At 57.0% G+C, this 16,073-nt stretch carries 13 protein-coding genes and 2 tRNA genes; 6 read left to right on the top strand and 9 right to left on the bottom strand.

Features of this window, described 5'->3' with window-relative positions:
• Positions 1 to 198 precede the first annotated feature (198 nt).
• Positions 199 to 429 (top strand): DNA polymerase III subunit theta, encoded by a 231-nt coding sequence (locus H5P17_RS24035; protein ID WP_020826376.1) that lies wholly within the window; start codon positions 199 to 201, stop codon positions 427 to 429.
• A gap of 30 nt (positions 430 to 459) precedes the next feature.
• Here the strand turns inward: H5P17_RS24035 and pip are convergent, their stop codons facing one another.
• Both pip and dksA read right to left on the bottom strand, forming a co-directional pair.
• Complete coding sequence (pip, locus tag H5P17_RS24040; protein ID WP_020826375.1) at positions 460 to 1,413, bottom strand: prolyl aminopeptidase; 954 nt, start codon at positions 1,411 to 1,413, stop codon at positions 460 to 462.
• Between the two features lie 172 nt (positions 1,414 to 1,585).
• On the bottom strand, positions 1,586 to 2,011 hold the full coding sequence (dksA, locus tag H5P17_RS24045) for an RNA polymerase-binding protein DksA (RefSeq protein ID WP_044549868.1): 426 nt from the start codon (positions 2,009 to 2,011) through the stop codon (positions 1,586 to 1,588).
• 435 nt (positions 2,012 to 2,446) lie between these two features.
• On the opposite strand from dksA, the gene exoX reads away from it, so the two are divergent.
• A complete protein-coding gene (gene exoX / locus H5P17_RS24050; RefSeq protein WP_044549867.1) occupies positions 2,447 to 3,115 on the top strand; it encodes an exodeoxyribonuclease X in 669 nt (222 codons plus the stop codon).
• 34 nt (positions 3,116 to 3,149) lie between these two features.
• Here exoX and H5P17_RS24055 read toward each other — a convergent pair whose 3' ends face one another.
• From H5P17_RS24055 to H5P17_RS24080, 6 genes are all read right to left on the bottom strand, one after another.
• The gene (locus H5P17_RS24055; RefSeq protein ID WP_182825616.1) at positions 3,150 to 5,183 is read right to left on the bottom strand and encodes a S9 family peptidase; all 2,034 of its coding nucleotides are present in this window, start codon (positions 5,181 to 5,183) and stop codon (positions 3,150 to 3,152) included.
• Positions 5,184 to 5,251: 68 nt separating this feature from the next.
• Positions 5,252 to 5,905, bottom strand: coding sequence for a tellurite resistance TerB family protein (locus H5P17_RS24060; protein ID WP_020826371.1), 654 nt, complete (start codon positions 5,903 to 5,905; stop codon positions 5,252 to 5,254).
• A gap of 183 nt (positions 5,906 to 6,088) precedes the next feature.
• A complete protein-coding gene (locus tag H5P17_RS24065) occupies positions 6,089 to 6,676 on the bottom strand; it encodes a molecular chaperone (protein ID WP_182825617.1) in 588 nt (195 codons plus the stop codon).
• A gap of 42 nt (positions 6,677 to 6,718) precedes the next feature.
• Entirely contained in the window at positions 6,719 to 7,456 is a 738-nt protein-coding gene (locus H5P17_RS24070; protein WP_044549863.1) for a phosphatase, read from the bottom strand.
• An 87-nt stretch (positions 7,457 to 7,543) separates the two neighbouring features.
• Positions 7,544 to 8,485, bottom strand: coding sequence for a glyoxylate/hydroxypyruvate reductase GhrA (ghrA, locus tag H5P17_RS24075; protein WP_044549862.1), 942 nt, complete (start codon positions 8,483 to 8,485; stop codon positions 7,544 to 7,546).
• Positions 8,486 to 8,612: 127 nt separating this feature from the next.
• Positions 8,613 to 10,097, bottom strand: coding sequence for a peptide MFS transporter (locus H5P17_RS24080; RefSeq protein WP_182825618.1), 1,485 nt, complete (start codon positions 10,095 to 10,097; stop codon positions 8,613 to 8,615).
• 430 nt (positions 10,098 to 10,527) lie between these two features.
• Between H5P17_RS24080 and H5P17_RS24085 the strand changes: the two genes are divergently transcribed.
• Together H5P17_RS24085 and H5P17_RS24090 are read left to right on the top strand one after the other, a co-directional pair.
• Positions 10,528 to 10,617, top strand: a tRNA-Ser gene (locus H5P17_RS24085).
• 224 nt (positions 10,618 to 10,841) lie between these two features.
• A tRNA-Ser gene (locus H5P17_RS24090) sits at positions 10,842 to 10,931 on the top strand.
• Between the two features lie 58 nt (positions 10,932 to 10,989).
• On the opposite strand, the gene H5P17_RS24095 is transcribed toward H5P17_RS24090, so the two are convergent.
• On the bottom strand, positions 10,990 to 11,346 hold the full coding sequence (locus tag H5P17_RS24095) for a helix-turn-helix domain-containing protein (protein ID WP_182825619.1): 357 nt from the start codon (positions 11,344 to 11,346) through the stop codon (positions 10,990 to 10,992).
• A gap of 396 nt (positions 11,347 to 11,742) precedes the next feature.
• Here H5P17_RS24095 and H5P17_RS24100 point away from each other — a divergent pair, with 396 nt between their 5' ends.
• Together H5P17_RS24100 and sdeB are read left to right on the top strand one after the other, a co-directional pair.
• Positions 11,743 to 12,837: an efflux RND transporter periplasmic adaptor subunit gene (locus H5P17_RS24100; protein ID WP_370570058.1), complete on the top strand. Its 1,095-nt coding sequence runs from the start codon at positions 11,743 to 11,745 to the stop codon at positions 12,835 to 12,837.
• 22 nt (positions 12,838 to 12,859) lie between these two features.
• On the top strand, positions 12,860 to 16,003 hold the full coding sequence (gene sdeB / locus H5P17_RS24105; RefSeq protein ID WP_182825621.1) for a multidrug efflux RND transporter permease subunit SdeB: 3,144 nt from the start codon (positions 12,860 to 12,862) through the stop codon (positions 16,001 to 16,003).
• Positions 16,004 to 16,073 lie beyond the last annotated feature (70 nt).

Genomic DNA, 16,073 nt, shown 5'->3' on the forward strand with positions numbered 1-16,073 from the left:
TCTATATATTTAATCAAAAAGCGAATCATTCTTATTTAAAATAATAAATGAATTGCATTGCTGCCAGAATAATAAATAACCTTTCCCGTTGTCGGTTATTGGTGACCTTCGCCTCCCTGCGCGCTTCAGGCTTGCCAAGCGCCGCCGGGTGGATTACCTTCTGCGCTGATCCAATGCGGTAACAGTAAGGAGAATACGGTGGGTTACAATCTGGCAGAGCTTTCCAAAGAAGAGATGGACAAAGTGAACGTTGATCTCGCAGCTTCCGGCGTGGCGTTCAAAGAGCGCTACAACATGCCGGTGATCCCCGAAATGGTTGAGCGTGAACAGCCGGAGCACCTGCGTGATTATTTCCGCGAACGCGTGGCGCACTACCGTGCCGAATCGCACAAGTATTCGCGCCTGCCGTACGAGCCGAAATCCAAATAATTAAAGCCCGCCGTAGTGGCGGGCTCGGTGTCATTTGCCGGCAAACTTGTCGGTCGCCAGCATTAACTGGTGCAGGATGCCGGGCTCATCGAATGAGTGTCCGGCCCCCTCGACAATATGCAGCTCCGCCTCCGGCCAGGCCTTCGCCAGATCCCAGGCGTTTTGTACCTGGCAAGCCATATCGTAACGACCATGGATGATCACCGCCGGAATATGGCGGATCAGCGGAACGTTACGCAGCAGTTGATCGTCACTGTCCAGGAAGCCCAGATGAGTAAAGTAGTGGTTTTCGATACGGGCGAACGCCAGTGCGAAATCGTCCTCGCCAAAAGAAGCCGACTCACTGCTCGGCAGCAAGGTTACCGTCTCCCCTTCCCACACGCTCCACAGTTTGGCCGCTTCCAACTGCACCTGCGGATCCGTTGAGGTCAGGCGCTGGCGATAAGAAGCAATCACGTCCTTGCGTTCTTCCTCTGAAAGAATCGACAGCACACGTTCCCACTTCTCAGGGAAGAAGCGCGAGGCGCCGTCCTGATAGTACCAATGCAGTTCCTGCTTACGCAGGGTGAAAATGCCGCGCAGCACCATTTCGCTGACGCGCTGCGGATGAGTCTGTGCGTAAGCTAGAGCCAGCGTTGAGCCCCAGGAGCCGCCAAATACCAACCACTGATCGACACCGGCCATTTCGCGCAGTCGTTCAATGTCCTGCACCAGGTGCCAGGTGGTGTTGTTGTCCAGACTGGCATGCGGCTTGGAACGGCCACAGCCACGCTGATCGAACAGCAATACCTTGTAGCGCTGCGGATCGAACAGTTGGCGGTGGTATGGAGAAATACCGCCACCCGGCCCGCCGTGAATAAAGACTGCGGGTTTACCGTTCGGGTTGCCGCTCAGTTCCCAGTAGATCCGGTGGCCATCTCCGGTGTCCAGCCAACCGCTGTCATATGCTGCTAACGGCGGGTACAAACCTCGTAATTGTTCCATGGCGCTTCCGTCTCTCTGTGGGTCATACCCTCATCAAAGCCGAAGCCACTCATTTGGTCAACGGTAAAACCTGAAAACTCCTACGTTCCCCAACAAGTTAAGGTTTGTTTGCTTAAAATGAATACGACTTGCCGACAAAATACCGGCTGGCCCCTGGGAGCCAGCCGGGAAATCAGCCACGCTTACGCAGATGCGGCTCGCGCATTTCCTGTGCGGTTTTGGCTTCGATACTCAGCTCCGCCGTTGGCCGCAACAGCAAGCGTGCCAGGCCAATAGGCTCTCCGCTTTCACGGCAATAGCCATAGTCGCCGTTATACAAACGCGTCAGCGCCGCGCTGATTTTCGGCAGCAAACGGCTTTCGCGATCCAGCTGGCGGAACAGCAATCGCAAGTCTTCTTCACGCGCGGCCTTGTCCGCTTCGTCACCCGAGACTTCCCCGCTGTCGATATCCCGCTTCAACGCTTCGATGTGCTGCAGCAGTTTTTGCTGCTCGTCCAGCAAGCGCTGGCGGAAAAATGCCCGCTGCGCCGGGTTCATGTAGTCAGACTCCGGCATGGCCAGGAGCTGTTGCTGGTTTAACATGGAAACGACTGTCATGGCGCTCTCCGGTTATGATTTGATTGTTATATTATAACATATCAAACATTTTCAGCGGCTATTCCTGAAAAACAAAATTCCCCCTATAAACAATCGATTAATCAAAACGAGCGCTTTCATGCTTGCATCCCGCAGGCGTAAGGGGGTTAATGGTTGAGCAACCCACCCAACCATAGGTAACTGAGAGGCCATCATGAGTAAGGGAATGGATAGCAAAAAAAATGCGAAGAAGAAGCCGTTGAAAACCCCTGCTGAAAAACGCGCAGACAAACGCGCCAAGAAAGGACAATCGTCCGGCGAGTAAGCGAACTTCTAACCGTAGTTAAACCCGCCAAGGCGGGTTTTTTGTTGCCTGCAATAACGCCCCGCTTTCTAAGGTTGGCATTGGCGTAACGGCCCGTTAAGCTAAGCCTGTACAGCCATCCTGGGGAAACCATGAATTTACGCGTAATAGACACTGAAACCTGCGGGCTGGAAGGCGGCGTGGTCGAGGTGGCCTCCGTTGATCTGATTGACGGGATAATCGCCAATCCCATGAGCGATTTGGTCAGTCCCGATCGGCCGATTGGCATTGAAGCCATGGCCATTCACCACATCACCGAGCAGATGGTCGAAGGAAAACCGCGTATCGCGGTGGCGATCGGGCGCTATCTCGGCAGCCCCTACTATGTCGCTCACAATGCGGCTTTCGATCGCGGCGTACTGCCGGAAATGAACGGCGCCTGGATCTGCACCATGAAGCTGGCCCGTAACCTGTACCCGGACATCAAATACGGCAACCAATATCTGCGCTACGCGCTTAATCTTGATGTTCAATTGCCGCAAGACACCACGCTGTATCCGCACCGAGCGTTGTATGACTGCTACGTGACCGCCGCGCTGTTGCAACGCATCATCAAGGATTCAGGCTGGACGCCGGAGCAAATGGCGCAAATCACCGAACAACCGGTGCTGTTGAAGAAGTTTAAGTTCGGAAAATACCGTGGGCAGGAAATTGATCGCATCGCTCAGGAAGATCCCGGCTATTTGCGCTGGATGCTGAAATCCATTGATGATCTCAGCCCGGACATGAAACACACGCTGAAATACTACCTGATCGGCTGAAGAAAGCGGGCAGCGCCAGCCGCCCGCCAGAAGGTTACTCCGCCAGCGCCAAAATAAAGGCGTACTCCAGCGCGATATCTTCGTAGGCCTTGAAACGCCCGGACTTGCCGCCGTGGCCGGAGTCCATATCGGTATACAGCAGGAGCTGGCGGTCGTCAGTTTTCAACTCACGCAATTTCGCTACCCACTTGGCCGGTTCCCAATACTGCACCTGCGAGTCGTGCAGGCCGGTGGTGACCAGCATATGCGGGTAATCCTGCGCCTTGACCTGATCGTACGGGCTGTACTGCAAAATGTAGTCGTAATAAGCCCGTTCGTTCGGGTTGCCCCACTCGTCATATTCCCCGGTGGTCAGCGGAATGGACTCGTCGAGCATGGTGGTGACCACGTCGACAAACGGCACCTGCGCCACGATGCCGTTGAACAGCTGTGGCGCCTGGTTAATCACCGCGCCCATCAGCAAGCCGCCTGCGCTGCCGCCCATGGCGAACACCCGTTTGGCATCGCCGTACCCTTGAGCAATCAAGGTTTCCGTCACGTCGATAAAGTCGTTGAAGGTATTTTGCTTGTTGAACAGTTTGCCATCTTCGTACCACAGCTGCCCCAATTCGCCGCCGCCGCGAATGTGCGCCAGCGCAAAGACAAAACCGCGATCCAGCAGGCTCAAGCGGCTGGCGCTGAAGGCCGGATCCATGCTGCTGCCGTAGGAGCCGTAGCCATACACCATCAGCGGATTGCTGCCGTGCACGAAGCTGTCCGGGCGATAAACCAGCGAAACCGGCACCTCGACACCGTCGCGCGCCTTCACCCAGACTCGCTCGCTGCGATAATTTTCCGGAGTAAAGTTTTTCACTTCCTGCTGTTTGAGCATCACGCGTTCACCGCTGTCGAGATTCAACTCATACAGCGTGGTGGGCGTGGTCATCGAGGAGTAACCATAGCGCAGCAGATCGGTTTCCGGCTCCGGGTTGTATGCCAGCCAGGTGGTGTAGGTCGGATCGTCGAAGGCGATACGCTTCACTTCGCCGCTCTGCCAGTGAATTTGTCGCAGTTGGGTCAACCCCTCGCTGCGTTCCTCTACCACCAGCCAGTCGCGGAACAGGCTAAAGCCTTCCAGCATCACTTCTATGCGGGGAGCAATCAACGTCTGCCACTGCGCTTCGTCTGCCTGTTCACTCTGATACAGGCCGAAGTTTTTGCCGTCCTTGTTGGAACGGATGTAGAAGTGCTGATGATAGTGATCGATACCGTATTCATGATCCTTGCGGCGCGGCACAAACATCTGTGGCGTGCTGTCAGCGCGATCGGCGTCCAGCAGCAGAATTTCCGAGGTGGTGGTGCTGCTCAGGTGGATCAGAATAAAACGTTCGGAGGTGGTTTTCTCCAGGCCAACGTAGAAGGTGTCATCCAGCTCTTCGTAGATCAATTCGTCAAGCTGCGGATCGGTGCCCACCACGTGGCGATAGACCTGATACGGCAGCAGCGTTTTAGCGTGTTTACGCACGTAATAAACGGTGGCTGAATCATTGGCCCATTCGAAATTGCCGGAGGTGTTTTCCAGCACTTCGTCGGTCCAGCTGTCGTCGCTGAGGTTTTTGAATCGAATGTCGTATTGGCGACGGGAGAGGAAATCCTCCGCAACCGCCAGCCTTTGGTTGTCGGGGCTGACTTCCAGGCCGCCAAGGGTATAAAACTCTCGCTGCTCTGCGCGCTGGTTACCGTCGATCAGGGTGTCCCAATGCTCGCTTTCCGCCTGCGGCTGACGCACATAAATCGCGTACTCATTACCCGGTTCGAAGCGCGTCTGATAGCGGTAGCCGTTTCTGACATAGGGTACCGAATGTTCCTGTTGAGGAATGCGCGCCACCATCTCTTCATACAGCGTTTCGCGCAGGGCCTGCTGCGGTTTCAACGCCGCGTCGGTGAAGGCGTTTTCCGCCTGCAGGTAGTCCAGCACCTGCGGGTCTGCGCGATCGTCGTCGCGCAGCCAATAGTAGTCGTCCACACGCGTGTCGCCGTGAACGGTAATAGGATAAGGACGTTTTTCTGCCTTAGGGGGGGTCATCATTGTTAAATCATCCGCTTACCTTGATTAGGGCAAGAGTGACACGATTCCCCCCGGCTTGCCAAGCGGCGCTACGCCAGCTCGCGTTTTTTCTCGTTCACGTCGTTTTCTATGCCCTGCTTGACGTCCGCCGGGATCTTCAACGACTGCGCCAGGGCATCCAGATAACCACGCTCCATAAAGTGATCCACGTCGATCACCATGCAGCTCAGGTAATATACTTCCAGCGCTTCGTCTTCATTCTTCACGCTCTGGGCGATCAAGTCCGGGTTCAGCGGCTGATCGATCGCCTCTTGCACCCATTTTTGCGCTTCTTCCCCTACCTGCAGCTGTTCAAGGCTGTGGTCGATGGCGAGCTTTTCTTCCGCATCAATATGACCGTCGCTCTTGGCGGCGAACACCAGCGCCTGCACCAGGCGTTTGGCACGCAGGTCCACCGGCGTGGTCTGCAGGCCAAACTGCGGTTCGTTCTGGTGGGTTTCTTTCACCCGTTGTTTGTACTTATTCCACAGCACTGCACCAACCGCTGCGCTGCCGCCGATAATCAACGCATTCTTGCCAAACTTGCCGACCAGCTTGCGCGAAGACTTATTCGCCAGCAAAACGCCCACCAGGCCACCCAACGCAGTCGGGGCCAGCAGCTTGCCGATACCTTCCGAACCGCCGATTGAACCGGCCTTTTGCCCAATCATCGATTGGATCTGCTGCATCCAGTTATTTTTCATGCTTTACCCTTTGCGTGAGGAAACAAGGCGTGCAGGCACAGAAAGGCCAGGCCGCCGGTAAAGCGTCAGATTAGGGGATTTTTTGTCAGTTTACGTATGGGGGATGAAAACCTGTGTAGCGGGGAGCATTGATGGCGGAAAAAGGCCGACTTCGCCATCAGGCGCCAGCCGGCCACTACCGGATTAAGGCTGTTCGCCCTCTTCGCCCGGCTGTTCTTCTTCCTGTTCGTACTCCGCCAGTTCGTCACGCATTGCCTGAATCGACTCGCGAGCCAACAGCGCCAAAGTGCGGTAAAAACCGGTGGTGGCGTGAGCTTCTACTTTGCCGAGGAAACGGCCGCACCATGGCAGCAGATAGTCGTCAAACAGCGTGATTTGCGCCTGCGCTTCGTCTTCCTGAGACTGGTCTTCCAGCCAGGAGGCCGCCAGCAACAAAGAGCCGAAATGATCGGCCGGCGCTTCTCCGAGCGGCATGCCGCGCTGCTGCAGGAAAGTACGCACTTCCGCTTCGGTTGCCCCTTCAACGTAGTCCGAACGGAAAGGTGACACGCTGCATTCGCTGCCGACGAACATGGCGTTGAAGTCGCTGGACAGCAGGTTGACGTCACAACCCTGCTGCAGGCGCACCAAGAGTTCGTCCTGTTCCAGCGGCCAGTGTTGCTGCAGCTTGCCTTCTTTGATCAGCGTAAACAGCGGCACCAGTAACGGATCCTGCGGCTGACGATAAAACAGCGTCCCCAGCACGCGGCAAACTACGGAAAACTCATTCATGATAATGCCTTATACAATACGGAAAAATTTGCCGGGACGATGTCACAAATCGGCCAATTCCGCAATCGCCGGCTTGCCGCGACGTTCGAGAAAATCGAGCAGGCGGCGTGGGCTCACGTTGAGAATTCGCTCCTGCGGGAACTCCACTTCGGCAATGATGCGTTCGCAGTGCTCGAAACCGCCGAGCGAGAAAGCAATATGCGAATCCGAACCCAGCGCTAACCAGCCGCCGGCATCGCGCACCGCGGCGGCAATCGCCCGGCAGTTGTCCTCGCTGCCCTTGCGCGAATGGGTGAACGACGAATTGTTCAGTTCCAATGCCACTTCGTATTTGGCCGCTGCGGCAGCAACCGCCGCAATATCGATCGGATATCTTGGGTTGCCGGGGTGGCTGATTATGTGTACGTCCCCCTGCGCCATCGCGGCGATCATCGCTTCAGTATTGGCCGCTTTGTCCTGCGGCGCAAACACCGGCTCGTGGAAACCGGCAATAATTACGTCGATTTTATCCAGCATCGGACCGGTGCAGTCGATATCGCCCTGCAGGTTTTTGATGTTGGCCTCGATGCCGCGCAGGATACCCACGCCGTCCACCAGACGTGGCCACACGTGCATGTTCATAAAGTGCCAATAATGCGGCGCATCGGCCATATCCGGGCCATGGTCGGTGATGGCGAACAGTTTGATGCCCTTTTGCCGGGCTTCGACGATGTAGTCATGCAGCGTACTGTAGGCGTGGGTGCTGGCAACGGTGTGCATATGTAAATCAACGGGGTACATTGCTTCTCCTTCTTGGCGGCCAGCCACAAATACGGCAGCCGGCGCGGTTTATTATTTATTTAGCTTAGCAGGTGCATCACCGAAAGATCAGTAACCCAGTTGCACATCCACCACGCCAGCCGGTGTTTGCCCGGCTTCAAGTGCGCGGATGTTTGCCGCGATCTGATCCATCGCCGCTTCCGGCAAAGTGATGGCAGCAATATGCGGGGTAATGGTGACACGCGGATGACGCCAGAACGGATGCGCCTGTGGCAACGGCTCCTCGACGAATACATCCAGCGTGGCGGCAGCAATTTGGCCCTGCTCCAGCGCCTGCAGTAAATCGTCCTCGACCAGATGCGCGCCACGTGCCAGGTTGATCAGGTAAGCGCCAGGCGCCAAGTGCGCGAACAGTTGCCGGTTGAGGATCCCGGCGGTTTCCGGCGTATTGGGCAGCAGGTTGATCAGCAATTGCACGCCATCGAGAAATGCGGCGCGTTGCTCTGCGCCGGCAAAGCTCTGCACGCCGGCAATCTGTTTGGGGCTGCGGCTCCAGCAGCGTACGTTGAAGCCAAACTCCGTCAGTTTCTGCGCCACGCTTTTTCCCAACACCCCGGCCCCCAGAATGCCAATGGTGAAATTATCCTGCTGATGGGGATCGAGCGGTTGCCACTTCTGCTGCTGTTGCAGCAACTGATACTCGTCAAAACGGCGGAAATAACGCAGCACATAGCTCAGCGCATATTCCTGCATCTGTTGCGCCATGCCGGTGTCCTCAAGGCGCACCAGCGGAACACCGGCCGGCAATGTGCCGGGGTGCAGACGCTGTTGTTCAAGAATGGCGTCAACCCCTGCTCCGAGGGCAAATACCCCTTTTAACTTTCCGCGATTCGCCAGCATCTCATAGGGCGGCCGCCACACCAGCGCATAGTCCGCCGGGCGATCATCGCCAGGTTGCCAGGCGCGCACCGTCGCCTGAGGCAGGCGCTGCGATAGGCCTGTCAGCCAGTCCTGGGCATTAAAGAAAGGGTGGTAAAAAATGATGTTCATCTGCGCGGCTCCCGTCTGTTTTTATGCATTTGCATCCAGACTTCCGCGATTCGCCGGCAGATGCAAGCGCTAAAGCTCAAAATGAAAACAGCCCCGACCAGTGGGGCTGTTTTTAGGCTGCGGGATCTCAGGCGGCGGCAGGAGCGTCATGCCGGATCAGGCGACGCAGCAGCGGGATCAGAATCAGCATCACCACGCCAACGCCTGCGGCACCCCAACCCAGAATGCTAAATACCTCGCTGTAGCCAGGGTTAGTCTGCAGCGGGGTACTGCCGCTGTTTTCCGGCATCAGGCCGGAGACATAGCCCGCCAGCACCGAAGCAACGCCGGTGACCATCATCCAGCAGCCCATCATCACGCCCTGATAACGCGGCGGCGCCAGTTTGCCGATCATCGCGTAACCGATAGGGGAAATCATCAGCTCGCCGATGCTCTGCAACACGTAACTGATCGCGATCCATTTGAACGCCACCAGCCCGTCGCCACCGGCCAGGCTGATGCCCAACGGCAACACCAGCATGCCCAGCCCGATGCAGAACAGCGAACCGGAGAACTGCATCGGAATGTCGATATTGCAGCCGCGAGCGCGCAGGCGGTTGAACCACCAGGCCATCAGCGGGCCCCCCACCACAATCACCAGCGTATTGATGTTCTGGATCCACTGCGGCGCTACCTGAATGCCATAAACGTTCAGGTCGATATTGTGTTCGGAGAACAGCATCAGCCCCATCGGCGCCAACTGGTACAGCGCCCAAAACACCAAAGAGCCTAACGCCAGGATCAGGTAAGCCGTCATCCGGCGGCGTTCGTCACGCGGATGGTGGCGCAGCGTTACCACGCATAGCATCAGGAAAATCAGCACCCCGAGGCCAATCACGAAATGGCCGCTGAACTCGGCATGGGTCAGCATGACGCGGATGATGGGCACCAGCGCCACCAACACCGCCAGCCCGACCAGCATGCGCCAGCGATATTGCGCACGGCTGGCATCGTGCAGCGGGGTGTTAAGATCGGCCAGTATGCGCCAGCGGCTGACGGCGACGACGATCGCCGCCGCGTTGCCCAAGGTGGCGAACAGGAATAGCGCACGGTAGTTTTCGGTCAGTTGGAAGTAGCCGGCCACGCTGAAACCGACAAAGAACCCCAGGTTCATCCCGGCGTAGTTCCATAAAAAGGCCGATTCGCGCCGATCGTCATCCGGTTTAAAGCGCTGGGTCAGCATCATATTAATGCAGGTGACGTTCAGCCCACTGCCGGTCAGGAACATCGCCAGACCCCAATAAAGCCCCCAAACACCCGCCACGGCGATCAACGCACAACCGATCACCTGCAGCACCATGCCCAGCACGAACAGATTGCGGTTGCTGAGGAAGCGCCCGCCCATGTAACCGCCAAACATATGCAAACCGTAGTTGAACGCACCGAATACGCCCATCATGGCGTTGGCGCTGCCTTCGCTGAACCCCAGGCGCTTGGTGGCGTAGAGCACCAGCGTGGAATACAGCACGGCAAAACCCAGCGTGGCGAAGATTTGGATAAAGAACAGTGCCCCGGCACCCGGGGGGATGGCATGGCGCTGCGGCGCTGCCGTTGTGGAGTCCGATGGAGTCAAAATGAACCTCTACTGCATTATTATTTAATTGGTCAGTCCCTGTCTGCGTTATCGCCGGCGTCTTGCCCGGCAACCTGCGCGGCGGTGTGATATTCCTTGCCAAAACCGCCGTGCCTGCACCAATCTATTTAGCGACACATATGACTAATAATCCAGTATTAATGCATATAACTGCACTACGGATAATTCTACTGCTGATATATTGAGCTAACCAATACCAAAATGTACAAATATTAGCCCGTGAGGCAATTTAGCCCCATGATGGTCCAGCGGAGGTGTCCCCCCGGTGGTCGATTGCTCGGGAAATCAGCAAATTGCTGCAAGTTTAGCTAAACAGTCATGGTTATGTCACAAGAGGGTTGACGCTGGGATCAGATTCTCCTACATTAGCGCCCGTCGACAGCGCAACGCGTTGGCGATGAAGTAAAACGGTGAGGTGTCTGAGTGGCTGAAGGAGCACGCCTGGAAAGTGTGTATACGCGAAAGTGTATCGAGGGTTCGAACCCCTCTCTCACCGCCATATTTTAATGAGAAAGCCTGAACGCAAGTTCAGGCTTTTTTGTTGTCTGCGGCGCATGAAACGCCCTGGCGAAACTGCCTGTGCGTGCGGTTCGCCGTAGTTTTCAGCAAAGCGAACACAGGTTAACCGGACGCGCCGAAACCAAGAAATTCTGCTTGACCGGATCGCCCTCTCTCCCTATAGTAGCGCCCCGTTGCACCAGTGAGTACGCAACAACAAAATACGGTGAGGTGTCTGAGTGGCTGAAGGAGCACGCCTGGAAAGTGTGTATACGCGTAAGTGTATCGAGGGTTCGAACCCCTCCCTCACCGCCATATTTTAAAGAGAAAGCCTGAACGCAAGTTCAGGCTTTTTTTTTGTCTGTAATCCGCCTCAGTGTGGGCGGTTGGCCGTCATGTGCGGCTGCATTCCGCCTCGGCGCCAGTCGCCCGGGGTTTGGCCGTAATGGCGTTTAAAACTGCGATTGAAGGACTGTTGCGAATCGAAGCCGAGTGAGATCGCCACGCTGACGATCGGCTCGCCGCTGTTGGCCAGGCGCTCGGCTGAAACCCTCAGCTTCTGCATACGGATATACTCCCCCAGCGCGTAGCCGGTCTGGCGCTTGAACATCCGTTGCAGGTGCCATTTGGAATATCCCGCGCGCCCCGCCACGGTGTTGATATCCAGCTTCTCTTCCAGATTATTGTCAATCCACTCAATCAAATCAGTAATAAAACCCGTGCTGTTCATGCTGACGCTCCCATGACGTTGGCAGGTAATTCCGCTGCCCGATGTCATTACGTTGCAGCAGTTTCGCACTAAATGCAATTTTTATTATTGCATTTAACGGAGGGGCACTTCTATAATCCACCCAATTAATGTAACCGATATTGATACATTAATGTGACAACAATGTGTTTCAAAACCTAACCGTTGCGCCGATGACGGTGCAACCGCACTGCCGCCGGCCTCAGGCCTCAGGCCAGAGTTGTTACCCGGATAACAGGGCCGGGTGTATGGCCTGATCGTGCTTACCCACTGGAAATAAAAAGAATGCCAAGCCAGCCAAACTCATTGTTCCCCTCTCCAGGCCGTCAGAACGCTATCGGTTTCGGCGCACGCCTCTCGGCAATCGCGCTGCTGGCCATGCTGCTGGCCGGGTGTGATAACAGCGTCGCTCAGAATGCGGCTCCCCCGCCGCCTGCCGTCAGCGCCGCCGAGGTGGTCATCAAACCCATCAGCCAATGGGATGCCTTTAACGGCCGAATCGAAGCGGTACAAAGCGTGCAGCTGCGTCCGCGAGTTTCCGGCTATATCGACAAGGTGAATTACACCGAAGGCGATGAAGTCAAGAAAGGCCAGGTGCTGTTTACCATCGACGATCGTACCTACCGCGCCGCCCGCGAACAGGCTCAGGCCGAACTGGTACGGGCACGCAATCAGGCCGCGCTGGCCCGCAGCGAATCCAGCCGTACCGAGAAACTGATTGGCAGCCAGGCGATTTCGACCGAGGTATGGGAACAACGCCGCTCCTCCGCCGCCCAGGCCCAGAGCAACGTTTTGGCGGCCCAGGCCCAGTTCGACATGGCGCAGCTGAATCTCGACTTTACCCGAGTGATCGCCCCGATCGACGGTCGCGCCAGCCGCGCCATGATCACCGCCGGTAACCTGGTCACCGCCGGCGACAGCGCCAGCGTGCTCACCACTCTGGTCTCGCTTGATAAGGTGTATGTCTATTTCGACGTGGATGAAGCCACCTTCTTGCGTTACCAGAGTGATGGCCGACGCACGGCAAAACTGCCGGTAAAGGTCGGGCTGGTGGGCGAAAACGGCTATCCGCATCAAGGCGTGGTGGATTTCACCGATAACCAGCTGAATGCCGGCACCGGCACCATTCGTATGCGCGCCCTGCTGGAAAACGCCGAGCGCCGCTTTACGCCTGGGCTGTTTGCACGGGTGCAGATGCCCGGCAGCGCCGTGTTCAACGCCATGCTGATTGACGACAAGTCGGTAATGACCGATCAGGACCGCAAGTTTGTTTATATCGTCGATAAAGACGGCAAGGCGCAGCGCCGAGACATCGAGGTGGGCCGCGAGGCCGACGGGCTGCGGATTGTCCGCAAAGGCCTGTCTGCGGGCGATCGGGTGATCGTCGACGGTATGCAAAAAGTGTTTATGCCGGGCATGCCGGTTGCAGCAAAAACCGTGGCGATCAACGCCGATGCTTCCGCGCTTAACTAAGCCCCAGCAGGAATTCTGAGCTATGGACTTTTCCCGTTTTTTCATCGACCGACCGATTTTTGCCGCGGTGCTGTCGATCCTGATTTTTGTCGGCGGCGTGATTGCCATCCCGCTGTTGCCGATCAGCGAATACCCTGACGTTGTGCCGCCCAGCGTACAGGTGCGCGCCCAATACCCGGGAGCCAACCCGAAAGAGATCGCCGAAACGGTAGCTACGCCGCTGGAAGAGGCGATCAACGGCGTCGAAAACATGATGTACATGAAATCAGTGGCCGGTTCTGACGGCGTACTGGTAACTACCGTCACCTTCCGCCCGGGTACCGATCCTGACCAGGCCCAGGTACAGGTGCAAAACCGCGTGGCGCAGGCAGAAGCGCGCCTTCCGGAGGATGTGCGGCGGCAAGGGGTCACTACCCAGAAACAATCTCCGGCCCTGACGCTGGTGGTGCACCTGGTCTCCCCTTCCGGCAAATACGATTCACTTTACCTGCGCAACTACGCCACCCTGAAGGTCAAGGATGAGCTGGCCCGTCTGCCGGGGATCGGTCAGGTACAGATCTTCGGTGCGGGCGAATATGCGATGCGCATCTGGCTGGATCCGAACAAGGTCGCTTCACGTGGGCTGACGGCCTCTGACGTGGTTTCTGCCATGCAGGAGCAAAACGTGCAGGTTTCCGCCGGCCAGTTGGGTGCGGAACCTATGCCGACCCGCAGTGATTACCTGCTGTCGATCAACGCGCAGGGCCGCCTGCAAACCGAGGAAGAGTTCGGCAATATCATCCTCAAAAGCGGCGACAACGGCGAGATCGTCCGCCTGCGTGACGTAGCACGAATTGAAATGGGGTCCGGCAGCTATGCGCTGCGTGCGCAGCTCAATAATAAGGATGCGGTCGGGATCGGTATCTTCCAGGCGCCGGGTGCCAATGCCATCGAGCTGTCCAATGCGGTGCGGGCCAAAATGGCCGAGCTGTCGACCCGCTTCCCGGACGGCATGAGCTGGGAATCGCCGTACGATCCTACGGTGTTCGTGCGCGATTCTATCCGCTCGGTAATAGACACCCTGCTTGAAGCGGTGCTGCTGGTGGTACTGGTGGTTATTCTGTTCCTGCAAACCTGGCGTGCTTCGATCATCCCGCTGCTGGCGGTTCCGATCTCCATCGTCGGCACCTTTGCTGCGCTCTATCTGTTGGGGTTCTCGCTCAATACGTTGAGTTTGTTCGGGCTGGTGCTGGCCATCGGTATCGTGGTCGACGACGCCATCGTGGTGGTGGAAAACGTCGAGCGTAATATTGAAGAAGGCCTGTCGCCGCTGGCGGCGGCGCATCAGGCAATGCGCGAAGTTTCCGGCCCGATTATCGCCATCGCCGTGGTGCTCTGTGCCGTGTTCGTCCCGATGGCGTTTCTTTCCGGCGTTACCGGCCAGTTTTATAAGCAGTTTGCCGTCACTATCGCCATTTCGACCGTGATTTCCGCCATCAACTCGCTGACCCTGTCACCGGCATTGGCCGCGCTGCTGCTCAAACCACACGGTGCGCCGAAGGACATGCCGTCACGCCTGATCGATCGGTTATTCGGTTGGCTGTTCCGTCCGTTCAACCGCTTCTTTGCCAACAGTTCGCAGCGTTATCAGCGTGGGGTTTCTCGTGCATTAGGCAAGCGTGGCGCGGTATTTGTGGTGTACGTGCTGTTGCTGTGTGCCGCCGGGGTGATGTTTAAAACCGTGCCGGGCGGATTTATCCCGACTCAGGACAAACTTTACCTGATTGGCGGGGTGAAAATGCCGGAAGGTTCGTCACTGGAGCGTACCGATGCGGTGATCCGCAAGATGAGCGCCATCGGCCTGAGCGTCGACGGCGTAACCGATGCCGTCTCCTTCCCCGGATTGAATGCGTTGCAGTTCACCAATACGCCCAACACCGGTACCGTGTTCTTTGCGCTTGAATCGTTAAACACCCGCACCCGCAGTGCGGCGCAGATTAACGCCGAAATTAACGCCAAGATTTCACAAATCCAGGAAGGCTTCGCCTTCTCGATCATGCCACCGCCCATTCTCGGCATCGGTCAGGGTTCCGGGTATTCGCTGTATATTCAGGATCGTGCCGGTCTGGGGTATGGCGCGCTGCAAACTGCGATCAATACGATGTCGGGCGCCATCATGCAAACGCCGGGCATGGGCTTCCCTATTTCGTCTTATCAGGCCAACGTGCCGCAGTTGGACGCGAAAATTGACCGCGACAAGGCCAAGGCGCAAGGCGTACCGCTTAACGCATTGTTCAGCACGCTGCAGACCTATCTCGGTTCGTCATACATCAATGACTTCAACCGCTACGGCCGCACCTGGAAGGTGATGGCCCAAGCCGATGGTCAGTTCCGCGACAGCGTGGAAGATATTGCCAACCTGCGCACCCGCAACGATAAGGGTGAAATGGTGCCGATTGGCAGCATGGTCAGTATCAGCACCACCTACGGCCCGGACCCGGTGATCCGCTATAACGGGTTCCCGGCGGCGGACCTGATTGGCGATGCCGATCCTCGGGTGTTGTCATCATCACAGGCAATGAGCGAGCTGACGGTGATGGCCAATAAGCTGTTACCGAACGGCATGAACATCCAATGGACCGACCTGAGCTACCAACAGTCAACCCAGGGCAATGCGGCGATTATTGTGTTCCCGGTGGCGGTGCTGTTAGCCTTCCTGGCATTGGCGGCGCTGTACGAAAGCTGGACGCTGCCGCTGGCGGTGATCCTGATCGTGCCGATGACCATGCTGTCGGCGCTGTTCGGCGTCTGGCTGACCGGCGGCGACAACAACGTGTTCGTCCAGGTGGGGTTAGTGGTCTTGATGGGGCTGGCCTGTAAAAACGCCATTTTGATTGTCGAGTTCGCCCGCGAACTTGAGCTGCAGGGCAAAAGCATCATGGAAGCGGCACTGGAGGCCTGCCGTCTGCGACTGCGGCCGATCGTGATGACCTCTATCGCCTTTATCGCCGGGACCATTCCCCTGATATTGGGACACGGCGCCGGTGCAGAAGTGCGCGGCGTCACCGGTATCACGGTGTTTGCCGGCATGCTGGGCGTCACGCTGTTCGGGTTGTTCCTGACCCCGGTGTTCTACGTGACCCTGCGTCGTATGGTCACGCGTAAGCTACGCCAGCAAACGGCATAACGCTGCGTTTGCGTCAGCCATAAAAAAGCCCGGTTTAAAAACCGGGCTTAGTCTGATGACAAACACCCGA

Source organism: Serratia sp. OS31 (genome assembly GCF_014164835.1).
In the GTDB taxonomy this organism is placed as follows: Bacteria; Pseudomonadota; Gammaproteobacteria; order Enterobacterales; family Enterobacteriaceae; genus Serratia; species Serratia liquefaciens_A.